We start from the raw sequence: 12,655 nt of genomic DNA, 5'->3' as shown, positions 1-12,655 counted from the left end.
CTATCCCATCTTGTTCTAGCGGAGAGTATACGTTTTAATCACTCCACTTTCTTTGCTGCCAAACAGCCCCTTGTGGTATTATTACACTTCCACATAAGTCAGTCTAATCCGAGTCAATGATTCCAACATCACTGTATATTCATGTTCCCTGGTGTATTCGTAAATGCCCTTACTGCGATTTTAATTCACATAAAAGCCCTCAGGAGTTGCCGGAGCAACAATACATCCAGGCATTACTAAATGATCTCAAACAGGATCTCATTGATTTTCCTCAACGGCAAATTATTTCCATTTTTATTGGCGGAGGCACGCCCAGTTTATTATCAGCCAGTGCCTATGCCTGTCTTTTGGAAGAAATTGGCAAACTGCTGCCTCTGTCTGAAGACATTGAAATCACCATGGAAGCGAATCCCGGCACGGTAGAACAGCAGCGCTTCCGAGGATATCGAGAGGCTGGAATCAATCGCCTTTCGCTCGGCATTCAAAGCTTCAATCCAGAGCACTTAAAAAAACTTGGCCGTATACACGATGATAAACAAGCCCATTTTGCCATCGAAACCGCCCGCCGGGCCGGCTTTGACAATATCAACCTTGATTTAATGCACGGATTGCCTGGTCAAACTATAGAACAGGGCCTTGCTGATCTGCAACAGGCACTCCAGTATGAACCCGAACATTTATCCTGGTATCAGCTGACTCTTGAACCCAATACTGTCTTTTATAAGCAACGCCCAGTCCTTCCTGAAGACGATGAGATCGCTCTCATGGAAGAGCAAGGCTTTGCCCTGCTGCAGCAATCGGGTTATCAACGTTATGAAATTTCTGCTTTTAGTAAAAAAAACAGGGCATCCCGGCATAATCTTAACTATTGGTTATTTGGAGACTATTTCGGTATTGGCGCAGGAGCACATGGTAAAATAACCCAGGACCTCGCTACACCAAAGATTGTTCGCACTAATAAATACCGCCAGCCCACTGACTATCTTAATAAAGACAAGCCTTTTTGCGCCGGTAAAGAATCAATTGACGCCGATTCCCTTCTTTTTGAATTTTTCCTAAACACCACCCGCCTGGAACAGACCATTCCCTTGGAACTGTTTACCGAACGAACCGGATTGTCCAAAAGCCTCTTGCTTGACAAGTTAAAAAAAGCCTCTGAACTGAAACTAATCACTCTTCAGGATGATCACTGGCAGGTAAGCCCTCTAGGAAGACAATTCACCAACAATCTGCAGGAGCTTTTTTTGCCGTGAGACTCTTAAGCAGAGTTCAATGAATATCGATAACTTTATTGAACTCCGCTTATAACTGTTTATCAGGAATAGATTATAGCTAACCCTTCACAAGCTTCGCAGTTTAACTGATAATGACTATTTAAATTGCCACTGCTCAGGAGAGATCATGCTAAGCTTTTTGCTGTTTGTTTTTGTGGTTGTACTGGGTTATTTATCCGGATCAGTCTGTTCGGCCGTTATCGTCAGCCGCATATTCTCCCTCCCTGATCCAAGGACAGAAGGCTCGCAAAATCCTGGCGCCACCAATGTGCTTCGGCTGGCCGGGAAAAAATACGCAGTGATTGTTCTGTTATGCGATGTGCTGAAAGGTCTGGTTCCCGTTCTCATTGCAAAAATTTTGCATGCAGGGCCTGCAGCAATCAGCTTTACCTGTCTTGCAGCGGTACTGGGCCATATGTACCCCATTTTCTTTGATTTCAAAGGGGGAAAAGGTGTAGCTACAGCCATTGGCGCTTTTCTTGGCCTGCATTTTGTAATGGGAGTTGTGGTTATCGCCACCTGGCTTTTAGTCGCTAATTTCACCCGCTATTCATCTCTGGCCTCAATAATCGCAATATTGCTTGCTCCTCTTTATGCCTTATTAAGCCTCGGCAACCTGGATACTTTTCCACCGCTCTTTTTTATTGCCTTGTTTGTTTTGTATAAACACCGCGACAATATTACCCGACTCATTGACGGTGAAGAGCCGAAGCTTCACTTCGGGCGATCGAACTTAAAAAATATGACCGAGGAAATCCTCACTGAAACCGCTGAATTTACTTCACACGAAACTGCAGAAGAAGCAGCAAATCAGGCTCCGATGCGTGATAATGTAACGGAACTTCAGCCTAAAAAACCTGCAAAAAAACGAAAACCAAAGCCCACTCCACCCTAAGATGAAGGGATTTCCGGTTGCCTGGAGCCGGAAATCCTTTACAGCAGACTACAAAGGCCAACGCGCTTTCACATCAATAGCAGCATCGGTATCCTGACGGCCGGCCAGTAAATGTAAACATCCGGTATAAGCAATCATCGCCCCGTTATCAGTGCAAAACTCTAAGGGTGGGAAAAAAACACGTCCACCCAATTGAGCGGTCATGGTCTCTAAACTCTGTCGAAGCTTAAGATTTGCACCAACCCCACCTGCCACAACCAGCGTATTAGCCTGTGTAGATGCCATTGCCCGCTTGCATTTAATAAGCAGCGTATCAACAATTGCCTGTTGAAAGGCATAGGCAATAGCTGATTTACTTTCTTCGCTTTTATCACTGTTATTCCAGGCGTTTAAAGCATGCGTTTTTAGCCCGCTGAAACTGAAGTTCAAACCCGGTCTGTCAGTCATAGGGCGGGGAAATGCCGGAAGGCTATTTCGTAAATGAGCGGGGCAAGTGTCCGCCAATTTTGCCAGCTGTGCCCCACCAGGATAAGGAAGACCCATTAGCTTGGCTGTCTTATCAAAGGCTTCGCCTACCGCATCATCAACACTCTCTCCCAGCAGCCGATACTCATTCAGTTCATTAATTTCAATTAATTGGGTATGCCCACCTGAGACAAGCAAGGCAAGAAAAGGAAAGTTCAATTCTTTTGCCTGCATTTTGGCCACTAATATATGCGCTTCGAGATGATGTACAGCCAAAGCCGGAATCTGCAAAGCAAAGGCCAGGGTTTTAGCAAAACAGGCACCCACTAACAAGGCCCCGATGAGGCCCGGGCCGGCAGTGTAGGCGATTGCATCAATGGCAGATTTTTCCACACCGCTTTTACACAATACCTCATCAAGCAAGGGAACCAGATGATTAATATGGTCCCGCGATGCCAGCTCGGGAACGACTCCGCCATACTGTTGATGTAAAGCGATTTGTGAATAAAGCGCGTGAGCCAATAAACCATTATCAGAGTCATAAAGCGCCACGCCTGTCTCATCACAGGATGATTCGATACCTAAAACCAGCATTAAAAACCTCAGAAAATCAGTTGCCGCTACGCGAAAACCAGGGAAAGAAATTGCAATATTAACAAACTTACTTCAAACTGGCATAGAAATTGATTACAATTATTAAACTAAAGTCAATCAATAAACTTGACCTTAAGCGGATCTGGCACTAGAATTGCCAACCTATTGTGTTTAATTATATCAGAGGACTATTTAATGCCCACCGTTCGTGTGAAAGAAGGTGAAAACCCCGAATACGCACTTCGCCGTTTCAAGCGCTCCTGTGAAAAAGCAGGTATCCTGACCGAATTACGCCGTCGTGAATTTTATGAAAAACCCACTGCTGAACGCAAAAGAAAGCAAGCTGCTGCAGTGAAACGTCACCTTAAAAAAATCTCACGCGATACAACTACCCGTCGTGCTATCAAACATCGTCGTAAAAAAACATCATGAGTATTAAAGATCGCATTAGTAATGACCTGAAAGACGCCATGCGTGCCAGGGACAAGCAACAGCTTGAGACCCTGCGGCTCATTACTGCTGCAATCAAACAGGTCGAAGTAGATGAGCGCATCGATGTGGATGATGCACGTTTGTTAGTTATTCTGGATAAACTCGCCAAACAGCGTAAAGAATCCATTAGTCAATTTACCTCTGCTGGAAGAACCGACCTGGTTGCCCAGGAAGAATATGAGCTTGGCATCATCGGCAAATATTTGCCAGAGCCTCTTTCTGACGAAGAAGTTATGACCTTGGTCACGCAAGCAATTGCTGAACTTGACGCTGAAAAAATGAGTGATATGGGCAAAGTAATGGCGCATTTAAAACCCATGCTGCAAGGCCGTGCCGATATGTCTCAAGTCAGTGCTATCATCAAGGCCAAACTCAGCTAATTTTCCGGGAAACATACCCAACATGTCTGGCTTAATTCCACGGCCATTTATTGATGAGCTCCTGAGCAGAACTGATCTGGTCGAGCTCATCGAACATTATGTTCCCTTAAAAAAGCGCGGCAACAGCTATATCGCCTGCTGTCCATTTCACAATGAAAAAACCCCCTCTTTTAATGTCGTAGCCAAAAAACAGTTTTTTCATTGCTTTGGCTGTGGAACCAGCGGAAATGCCATCAGCTTTATGATGTCTTATCTGAATCAAAGCTTTACCGATGCAGTCGAAACACTTGCCGTTCGATTAGGAATGACTGTTCCAAAAGAACTTGCGTCACGTGAGGTCAAACAAGGACCTAATCTTTATCAGTTACTTGCCAGGGTTACACGGCATTATCAGGCATTATTAAAAACAGCTCCCGCCGCTGAAGCGGTTAACTACCTGCGTCAGCGTGGATTGACGGGGGAAATCGCTAAACAATTTCAATTAGGATACGCCCCAGCGGACTGGAATGTGCTCGAAAAAAACTTTTTTGCCGATAAAAAGGGATTAATTGATACCGGCATGCTGATTAAAAAAGACAATGGAAAAACCTATGATCGCTATAGAAACCGCATTATGTTTCCAATTCATGATCGCCAGGGAAAAATTGTCGGCTTCGGCGGAAGAGCAATAAGCCCTGATCAGCAGCCTAAATATTTAAACTCCCCAGAAACGGTACTCTTTCAAAAAAATCGCGAGCTGTATGGACTGTATCAGGTTTTACAACAGCCTCGTCAGGATCAGATCATTGTTGTAGAAGGCTATCTCGATGTGATTGCCTTGGCTCAGTACGGCATCAATAATGCAGTGGCCGCCCTGGGAACTGCGACCAGTTCCTATCATGTTCAGATGCTCAGCAAATATTGTAAACAGCTCATTTTTTGCTTTGACGGCGATAAGGCCGGGCGTCAGGCTGCCTGGAGAGCACTGGAAAACTCACTACCCCATTTGAATACCGGTATGGATGTCCGCTTTGTTTTTTTACCCGAAGGACAGGATCCCGATAGTTTTGTACGCGAGGCAGGCCGCGACAAATTTCTTGAAATTATGCAATCGGCAGTCTCCCTGAATGATTATTTTATTTCAAATCTTTCTGAAAATCTGGATTTGCATAGTATCGCCGGAAAAACCCAGTTTATTAACCTGTCCAAGCCCTATCTGGCCAATATGCCGGAAGGTACTTATAAGCAATTATTAATTAATGAGCTTTCTCAAATAACCCGTCTTGAAAACCACCGCATTGAGCTAGTGATTACAGAACAGAATAACCCCACCCAACCGGTAAAACCCAAAAAAGGGATCAGCCGCTCTCCCATTCGCCTGGCGATTGCATTGCTAATCCAAAATCCCGAGATCTATTCAGGGGCTCAGCAACAGATTAATCTGCAGCTGCTTGGGGGTAAGGAACAAGAAATTTTGAAACAATTGATTGAGCAAATTGCTGCAAATCCTCAGATAAATACCGCGTCCTTGATCGAACAATGGCGAGAAACCTCCTTTTTTGAATCACTAAACAAGCTGGCTGCCTGGGATCATCAGGTTCCTGAAGAAGCCTTGACCAAAGAGTTCCTTGATATTATTATTTTTTTACAAAAACAGAATAGCGGCAATAAAATTAATGAATTTCTTGAAAAATCCCGAAAAGAAGGCTTAACTCTTTCAGAGCAAATGCAATTGCAAAACTTGTTAAAGCAACGCCATCAAAACAGGCGTGATAAAAATTAACACATTTTTGCTGGCATGTTTTTGACGTGAGGGTTATAATCAAAAACATTTTTGTAGATTCCCCTTCATTATCTGACTAAGTGCCTATGAACATAAATGACCAAGAACAACAACGCTCACAGATCACTAAAGTCATTAGCCTAGGTAAAGATCAAAATTACCTGACTTATGCACAAATAAATGATCTGCTTCCCAATATTGTTGATACCGAACATTTTGACGTCATCATCAGTATGCTGGAGAGCATGAATATTAAAGTCTTCGAGCTCCCGCCGAGCGACGATGAACTAGCCCTTCTTGGTACAACTGAAGAAGCACCGGAGGATGTGGAAGAAGCCGCAGCCGTATTGGCCTCCGTCGACAAGGAAACTGGCCGTACTACCGATCCGGTTCGCATGTACATGCGCGAAATGGGTACAGTCGAACTGCTGACGCGCGAAGGCGAAATCCGCATTGCCAAACGTATTGAAGAAGGGATTTATCAGGTCCTGCGTTCATTGGCGCACTATCCGGAAACGGCACAATTAGTACTTGAAGACTACGATCGCGTACAGCTTGAAGAAATGCGTCTGAGTGAAATCATCAGTGGTTTCGCAGACAGCGAAGAAGAGGCGCCGCCCTCAAGCATTGGCTCCATGTTGGATGAAGGCCAGCAAGACGAACTGCTGGTTGAAGAAGTTAATCTTGATGAGGAAGATGAAGACGGCGAAGGCGGAGGCGGTCTTGAAGCAGATGACGGCCCTAATCCCGAAATTGCCAAAGTCTATTTTGACGATCTGCGTGAGAAATACGATTTTGCAATGACGGCTTTACGCGAAAAAGGACGCAGCAACAAACTGACTGTTGAAAAGCTTGACTCAATGGCAGAATCCTTCCTGAAGCTGAAGCTGACTTCCCGTCAGGTTGACAAATTGACCCGCCATTTCCGACTGCTGAGAAATCACATTCGTGAATTTGAAAGAAGCATCATGCGTTTGTGCATTGAAAAAGCAAGAATACCGCGCAAGTTGTTTATTGAGACATTCCCCGGTCAGGAAACTGATTTAAACTGGTTACCAGATTTAATCAAGATTCATGGCAGAAAACTTGATATGGCTCGTCTTGAAGAATACAACGACGAAATCAAGCGCCTGCAGAGCCGACTGGCTGCCTTTGAAGAAGAGTTTGGTTTAACCATTAGTGAAATCAAAGACATTAACAAGAAAATGTCCATCGGAGAGGCCAAAGCCCGCCGTGCTAAAAAAGAAATGGTGGAAGCGAACCTGCGTCTGGTAATTTCAATTGCCAAGAAGTATACCAACCGCGGCTTGCAATTTCTTGACTTGATTCAGGAAGGTAATATCGGCTTAATGAAAGCCGTTGATAAATTTGAATACCGTCGCGGTTACAAGTTTTCAACCTATGCCACCTGGTGGATTCGACAGGCAATTACCCGTTCGATTGCAGATCAGGCAAGAACCATCCGTATTCCGGTTCACATGATTGAGACTATCAATAAATTGAATCGAATCTCGCGGCAAATCCTGCAGGAAACCGGCAGAGAGGCAACACCTGAAGAGTTGGCAGCTAAAATGGATCTAAGCGAAGATAAAATTCGCAAAGTTCTCAAAATAGCTAAAGAGCCGATATCAATGGAAACCCCAGTAGGTGATGACGACGATTCGCACTTAGGCGACTTCATCGAAGACGTGAATATCGAATCACCGATTGCAAGAGCAACTGCTGAAGGCCTACGAGAAGCGACTCTGGAAATATTGGAAACACTAACCCCCAGAGAAGCCAAGGTACTACGCATGCGCTTCGGCATCGAAATGAACACCGACCACACCCTCGAAGAGGTCGGCAAACAATTCGACGTAACCCGCGAGCGTATCCGCCAGATCGAAGCCAAAGCCCTACGCAAACTCCGCCACCCTTCCCGCTCAGAAAAACTGAGAAGCTTCCTGGAAGGCGACGACGATTAAACCCAGGAGCCCTCGGGCTCCTGAAAAAGTTCAAAAAAAAAGTGGTGTTACACAAAATTTAAGATTACAATAACACCTTCTCTCCGGGCCTATAGCTCAGTTGGTCAGAGCAGCGGACTCATAATCCGTTGGTCCTAGGTTCAAATCCTAGTGGGCCCACCAATTAAAACCTTTAAAATCAATAAGTTACGTTGATCACCTGTTTTAGTACAAAAGTCCTTGCGTGACTTTTGCGTGACCTAGATCACGCACTTACAAACTTACCTGACTATCCCTTAGAGTATTTTGACTGGCAGGTCTACTCTTTGGATTTCGCAATAACGTTAATATCACTCCGCTTTTACGATTTTCACAAACCTTATTCGCAGCTTGATATAAACTTTGCAGCTCAGCTGAAGAATAGTGAGTTGTAATCCTTCCTGAACGATGCCCAAGTAAATCTTGCCTGTCTTCAAAACTTACCCCTGATGCTCTTAACCGTCTGCCAAAGGTATGCTTTAAATCATGCACTCTTACTTCAGGCAATTTCGCCTTTTCTCTAGCCTGTCGCCAACCAGTCGATAACATACGACTTAATGGTCGGCCTTTAAAACTAAAGACATGAGTAGGATGTTTACCTCTCTCCCCTTCTATCACTTCCCGAACTGTTTCATTACAAACAATCAACCGTTCTTCTCCGTTTTTAACCAGTTCCCCTGGTACAATAAAAACGATGATGTGTGGCAATTCTGGAATTTGTATTTCCCAATCCCAGCGCAATTCACAAATTTCGCGATCCCGACATCCGGTATTTACGGCAAACAAAGCCATATTTTTCAGATGTTCCGGTAACTGCTGAAACAGTTTGTGCTGTTCATCCCAACTTAATGGATAAGGCTTTCTTAAATCTGGTTCAGGCAAAAGTTTTATCTTTGGCGCTGAAATTAACCAGGTTAAGCCAAACTCATCCATCCATTCACTGGCTGCTAAATTTAATATACGCCTAACAATTTTCAAACCATGATTGATAGTTCGCATACTCACATTATCCTTTCTTCGGCCTTCAATAAAGGATTGCAAACTACCAATATGAATTGCTTCAATAGGCAAATCCCCGATGTACTTAACCACTTCTCGCAAACGGCCAGCATCATCACTGATACTGCGTTTGTGTTGGTTTTCTATCAGAAATTTAGTAGCGGCTTCTTTGAATGTTCTTTTTGGGCGAACACCGTAGACTGTTGCCAGTCTTATTTCTTCAAGACGCCTTGCGAGATACTTTTCCGCCTCTTCGAGGTTGTCAGTACCAGTGCTTTCGCAAAGTCGTCGTCCGAAGACCTTTTTGTCAATACACCAGACGCTGCCACGCTTTTGCAGCCCTGGTGTTCTTTTTCGTCCCATAACTCCAAACTCCTACGTTTAACTGCCGCGGGACGACCACTACACTGTATATAATCGTCTACCCAGGCATCTAAATCAAGTCGATCAAAAGCAATACCCTGAGTCCCCATTGGAATCTCAACCAGATTTGGCCTTACATCTTTATTAAATCGATGACGATCCATACCTACATAGGTCGGAGCGTCTCTTAAGCGAATTAATCGGGGGATTAGGTGAATATTGCTCATGATTTCTCAACTCCTGTAACTAATAAACCAAAATACTCGTTTCGAGTATTTATTAGAGCATATCGAGCACATTACTGCAAATATTTTTTTAGGCTATACCTATAAGAATTTTATTTGTACAATGGCTATCAGAATTTAATATAAGGTGACATCAAAATGAGTTTAATGGACAAACTTGAATATGCTGTAGGGAATGAGTATTTGATCAGCCACAAAGATTTATTTTTAGATACAAATCAAAACAAACAGAGCCAGGCTAATTCTAATAAAATAGTTTCAATACAAAAACAGTACCAGCCTGATAGCAATAAAATAGTGAACATAAAACAATTTAATGCATAAGCTTATAGTAGTAGGGTCGGGAATTAAATCGATTTCTCATCTGACCCAAGAAACTAAACGAGTTATTCAAAACGCTGATAAGGTACTCTACCTTCTCAATGAAGATAACCTAAAACAATGGATTCAACGAGAAGCGAAAAAGTCTGAATCGTTGGATTCTATCTACTTTAGCAGCGAAAAACGGATTGAAGCTTATCAAGCATTAACAAATCATATTATTGAAGAATATAAGAAGGTTTCAATTTTATGTGTTGTTTTTTACGGCCACCCTACCGTTTTTGCAGACTCAGCACTTAATGCCGTTAGACAAATTAAGAAAGATGGTGGTGACGCCATCATTCTGCCAGCCGTATCTACCCAAGACTGCTTGTTTAGTGATCTTGAAATTGATCCAGGTGATCAGGGATGTTTTTCAATTGAAGCTACAGAGTTAGTATTATTTGAGCGATGTATTGATATTCATGCACATGTAATACTTTGGCAGGTAGCAAATTTTGGTAGAACTGATGGAAAAAAAACTAACAACCTTTCAATTTTAAAAGATTATATAAGTGGTTATTACTCAACAGATTACTCCATCTGTCTTTATGAGGCCCCTTCCCTACCTACTTGCTTCCCCAGAATAGAATGGGTACAACTATGTAATCTTGAGCTATCAGTTATTTCCCCAATCACAACAGTATATATTCCACCGATGGAAAAAAAGGCCATTAGTAATAAATACTTGAAACTACTCGATCTAACAATTGACGAGTTAATACTGTAAATACTCTGATCGTTTTAATCTATACAATACGTGTCCAATAAGCGGGCTACCAGGCGGTACTTTTGGATTGTCAAAATCATCTTCTGAATTAGTATGTAAGCCAATCTTTTGCATTACTCGAATAGACGGTTTATTTAATGCCGATGTAAACGAAACCACTTCATCCAAATCTAATTTCCTAAAAGCATAATTAAGAACCGCTTTGGCGGCTTCTGTAGCATAACCTTGGTTCCAGTGTTTTGAAGATAAACGCCAACCAATTTCAATCGCCGGAGTAAAATGAGCCTGAAACGTTGCTGTATACAAACCTACAAAACCTATCATCTCACCAGTACTTTTTATTTCAGCGGCATATAAGGAAAAATTCTTTTCTTCTTGATGTGTGATGATTCTATCTATGAATCCAATGGTTTCTTCCCGCGTAGGTATGGCAGGGAAAAACTGCATTACTTTTTGGTCCTGGCTAATGGCAATTAATGATTCCACATCCTTTTCTTGAAAAGTACGCAGAAATAATCGTTCTGTTTCTAATATTCTCATCGAATAGCCTTATTGTTTGCTTAATCTAACGCAACCTCTAAATAACTTCGCATCACTGGCAAATTGCGTTTTATTATTGCAATAAGAAAAAGCAAATCTGTTATCTGTATATTCTAACTCTTCAGAACTATTAATGTTCTGACGTGGTCTAATAGAAGCGACCACCCCAGTTAAGAGATATAATGTACCTTAACTGGAGAAAAAGATGACAAAACGAGCAAAATATTCAAAAGAATTTAAACTGGATGCGATAAGCCTGGTACTAGCGCAAGGATATGAGCGCAAGGCAGCGGCAGAAAGCCTGGGGATCAAGCAATCAGTATGAAAAACAAGCTAAATTGCTGTTACAAAAAATAGCTTAACTGGGTTGTAACGTTTTACTTGACCACGTCATTCTTATTACTAGAAGATTTATAGTGGTAAAAAGAAAATTCCGTTTGTTTGCTTACATGATAAAGCAGACTACCAAAAGCAGAACTGTTATCCGCAGTAAACTCCGCCTGATAAGCTAATAACACTTTTTTTAGCATTTCCAGTTCACTATAAGCACTATTGCTTTGATTGGTTTTAAATGTATTTATCTTGGCAAAGGGACACTGTAAAGGATAATAAACGCTATCAGACTGACCATTCAAGGCAGATGGAACCATAACTGTCGCTGTATATTCTAAGTCATAACATTCATGATAAATTTTCTGAATTGTTTTAACGGGAAAATATTGCTCATCAATGGCAGGTTTCACACCAATACCAGAGCCCATACAAATATTAAAAATGTATTTTGCTGTATCCATAATGAATGGTGTAGGTCTAAAACGATTAATACTTTTAGCACTGAGAAATAAATCATTACAAGAAGCATCATAGGTATTTTGCGTCAATTTTTTTCTTAACGACTCCGAGAAATATAGCTTTAGTTTGAGCCATTTATCATTATGTTTAACTTCATTAATAAATTGCTCAGAAAAATAAAGAATCTCGCTATACCAGTCATCGATAGTATTTTTATCTTTCAATATTTCTTTAAATACCTGGTAATGCTCATAAGGAGACTTGGGAGCTGTAACAGCAACATTAAAATATTTCTGAATTCTTGTATGCTTTCTTTTACAACCGATATTCGGTAATAAAAAGGACGAAAGAGCCCCAGAAGAAACAGAGAGTACATTGTTATCGACGGTCTGATCCTCATCAAAAATAACCTGCATATTAAAAATTGCACCAGGACCCTGTACACAGTCAGGAAAGATGCGATCATCTTCACCAAAATAATGCCACTCGCAAAACTTATCCAGTATTAAGCCCAAGGGCAAACTATTTTTTCCATAACCAAGATGGTTGAATAAATAATTATCGGTGTGCTTGCTGTCAATTTTTTCCATTTGACCGTTGGTGGTTGGGAGATAAGCATGATTTTTAATACCGAAATGTTCACCAAATTTATAACGAGCTACAAAGAATGGTATTTTTTTGTCAGGTTTAATTTCTTCAATAACACGATACATTGACTCATTGATTTTTTTTACTTTGTGTTTGATTTCATCCCATGAAACTTTAGTAATACTGTTCATTCC

Annotated in this window: 12 protein-coding genes, 1 tRNA gene and 1 pseudogene; 10 read left to right on the top strand and 4 right to left on the bottom strand. The window is 41.9% G+C overall.

The window, feature by feature from the left end:
* Nucleotides 1-116 precede the first annotated feature (116 nt).
* Entirely contained in the window at nucleotides 117-1,253 is a 1,137-nt protein-coding gene (gene hemW / locus LXA66_RS11820) for a radical SAM family heme chaperone HemW (protein ID WP_233013314.1), read from the top strand.
* Between the two features lie 148 nt (nucleotides 1,254-1,401).
* Complete coding sequence (gene plsY / locus LXA66_RS11815; protein ID WP_233013313.1) at nucleotides 1,402-2,169, top strand: glycerol-3-phosphate 1-O-acyltransferase PlsY; 768 nt, start codon at nucleotides 1,402-1,404, stop codon at nucleotides 2,167-2,169.
* 48 nt (nucleotides 2,170-2,217) lie between these two features.
* Here plsY and tsaD read toward each other — a convergent pair whose 3' ends face one another.
* Nucleotides 2,218-3,228: a tRNA (adenosine(37)-N6)-threonylcarbamoyltransferase complex transferase subunit TsaD gene (gene tsaD, locus LXA66_RS11810; protein WP_233013312.1), complete on the bottom strand. Its 1,011-nt coding sequence runs from the start codon at nucleotides 3,226-3,228 to the stop codon at nucleotides 2,218-2,220.
* A 195-nt stretch (nucleotides 3,229-3,423) separates the two neighbouring features.
* On the opposite strand from tsaD, the gene rpsU reads away from it, so the two are divergent.
* The 5 genes from rpsU (at nucleotide 3,424) to LXA66_RS11785 (ending at nucleotide 7,988) form a co-directional block, all read left to right on the top strand.
* Nucleotides 3,424-3,660, top strand: coding sequence for a 30S ribosomal protein S21 (rpsU, locus tag LXA66_RS11805; RefSeq protein ID WP_058508433.1), 237 nt, complete (start codon nucleotides 3,424-3,426; stop codon nucleotides 3,658-3,660).
* Nucleotides 3,657-4,100, top strand: coding sequence for a GatB/YqeY domain-containing protein (locus LXA66_RS11800; RefSeq protein WP_233013311.1), 444 nt, complete (start codon nucleotides 3,657-3,659; stop codon nucleotides 4,098-4,100). The genes rpsU and LXA66_RS11800 overlap by 4 nt, the downstream gene beginning before the upstream one ends.
* A gap of 22 nt (nucleotides 4,101-4,122) precedes the next feature.
* The gene (gene dnaG, locus LXA66_RS11795) at nucleotides 4,123-5,862 is read left to right on the top strand and encodes a DNA primase (protein ID WP_233013310.1); all 1,740 of its coding nucleotides are present in this window, start codon (nucleotides 4,123-4,125) and stop codon (nucleotides 5,860-5,862) included.
* A gap of 86 nt (nucleotides 5,863-5,948) precedes the next feature.
* Nucleotides 5,949-7,826, top strand: a complete 1,878-nt coding sequence (rpoD, locus tag LXA66_RS11790; protein WP_233013309.1) for an RNA polymerase sigma factor RpoD — start codon at nucleotides 5,949-5,951, stop codon at nucleotides 7,824-7,826.
* An 85-nt stretch (nucleotides 7,827-7,911) separates the two neighbouring features.
* A tRNA-Ile gene (locus LXA66_RS11785) sits at nucleotides 7,912-7,988 on the top strand.
* Between the two features lie 90 nt (nucleotides 7,989-8,078).
* Here LXA66_RS11785 and LXA66_RS11780 read toward each other — a convergent pair.
* On the bottom strand, nucleotides 8,079-9,206 hold the full coding sequence (locus LXA66_RS11780; RefSeq protein ID WP_027269528.1) for a site-specific integrase: 1,128 nt from the start codon (nucleotides 9,204-9,206) through the stop codon (nucleotides 8,079-8,081).
* A 383-nt stretch (nucleotides 9,207-9,589) separates the two neighbouring features.
* On the opposite strand from LXA66_RS11780, the gene LXA66_RS11775 reads away from it, so the two are divergent.
* Together LXA66_RS11775 and LXA66_RS11770 are read left to right on the top strand one after the other, a co-directional pair.
* Entirely contained in the window at nucleotides 9,590-9,775 is a 186-nt protein-coding gene (locus LXA66_RS11775; protein WP_027269527.1) for a hypothetical protein, read from the top strand.
* Entirely contained in the window at nucleotides 9,768-10,541 is a 774-nt protein-coding gene (locus LXA66_RS11770) for an SAM-dependent methyltransferase (protein ID WP_027269526.1), read from the top strand. The genes LXA66_RS11775 and LXA66_RS11770 overlap by 8 nt, the downstream gene beginning before the upstream one ends.
* On the opposite strand, the gene LXA66_RS11765 is transcribed toward LXA66_RS11770, so the two are convergent.
* Nucleotides 10,530-11,081, bottom strand: a complete 552-nt coding sequence (locus LXA66_RS11765) for a GNAT family N-acetyltransferase (protein WP_027269525.1) — start codon at nucleotides 11,079-11,081, stop codon at nucleotides 10,530-10,532. The two genes, LXA66_RS11770 and LXA66_RS11765, sit on opposite strands and share 12 nt — an antisense overlap.
* Before the next feature lie 205 nt (nucleotides 11,082-11,286).
* On the opposite strand from LXA66_RS11765, the pseudogene LXA66_RS11760 reads away from it, so the two are divergent.
* Nucleotides 11,287-11,403: pseudogene (locus LXA66_RS11760) on the top strand (transposase); the annotation flags it as partial.
* Nucleotides 11,404-11,458: 55 nt separating this feature from the next.
* Here LXA66_RS11760 and LXA66_RS11755 read toward each other — a convergent pair.
* A complete protein-coding gene (locus LXA66_RS11755) occupies nucleotides 11,459-12,652 on the bottom strand; it encodes a hypothetical protein (RefSeq protein WP_233013308.1) in 1,194 nt (397 codons plus the stop codon).
* Nucleotides 12,653-12,655 lie beyond the last annotated feature (3 nt).

This window comes from Legionella sp. 16cNR16C (genome assembly GCF_021297775.1).
Taxonomy (GTDB): Bacteria; Pseudomonadota; Gammaproteobacteria; order Legionellales; family Legionellaceae; genus Legionella_C; species Legionella_C quinlivanii_A.
This window is presented reverse-complemented; position numbering and strand designations above follow the sequence as displayed.

Coding starts and splice junctions, on each gene's coding strand:
- LXA66_RS11755 (WP_233013308.1), bottom strand. CDS start 12,652: ATGAACAGTATTACTAAAGTTTCATGGGATGAAATCAAACACAAAGTA.
- hemW (WP_233013314.1), top strand. CDS start 117: ATGATTCCAACATCACTGTATATTCATGTTCCCTGGTGTATTCGTAAA.
- rpoD (WP_233013309.1), top strand. CDS start 5,949: ATGAACATAAATGACCAAGAACAACAACGCTCACAGATCACTAAAGTC.
- LXA66_RS11780 (WP_027269528.1), bottom strand. CDS start 9,206: ATGGGACGAAAAAGAACACCAGGGCTGCAAAAGCGTGGCAGCGTCTGG.
- rpsU (WP_058508433.1), top strand. CDS start 3,424: ATGCCCACCGTTCGTGTGAAAGAAGGTGAAAACCCCGAATACGCACTT.
- LXA66_RS11775 (WP_027269527.1), top strand. CDS start 9,590: ATGAGTTTAATGGACAAACTTGAATATGCTGTAGGGAATGAGTATTTG.
- tsaD (WP_233013312.1), bottom strand. CDS start 3,228: ATGCTGGTTTTAGGTATCGAATCATCCTGTGATGAGACAGGCGTGGCG.
- LXA66_RS11770 (WP_027269526.1), top strand. CDS start 9,768: ATGCATAAGCTTATAGTAGTAGGGTCGGGAATTAAATCGATTTCTCAT.
- LXA66_RS11765 (WP_027269525.1), bottom strand. CDS start 11,081: ATGAGAATATTAGAAACAGAACGATTATTTCTGCGTACTTTTCAAGAA.
- LXA66_RS11800 (WP_233013311.1), top strand. CDS start 3,657: ATGAGTATTAAAGATCGCATTAGTAATGACCTGAAAGACGCCATGCGT.
- dnaG (WP_233013310.1), top strand. CDS start 4,123: ATGTCTGGCTTAATTCCACGGCCATTTATTGATGAGCTCCTGAGCAGA.
- plsY (WP_233013313.1), top strand. CDS start 1,402: ATGCTAAGCTTTTTGCTGTTTGTTTTTGTGGTTGTACTGGGTTATTTA.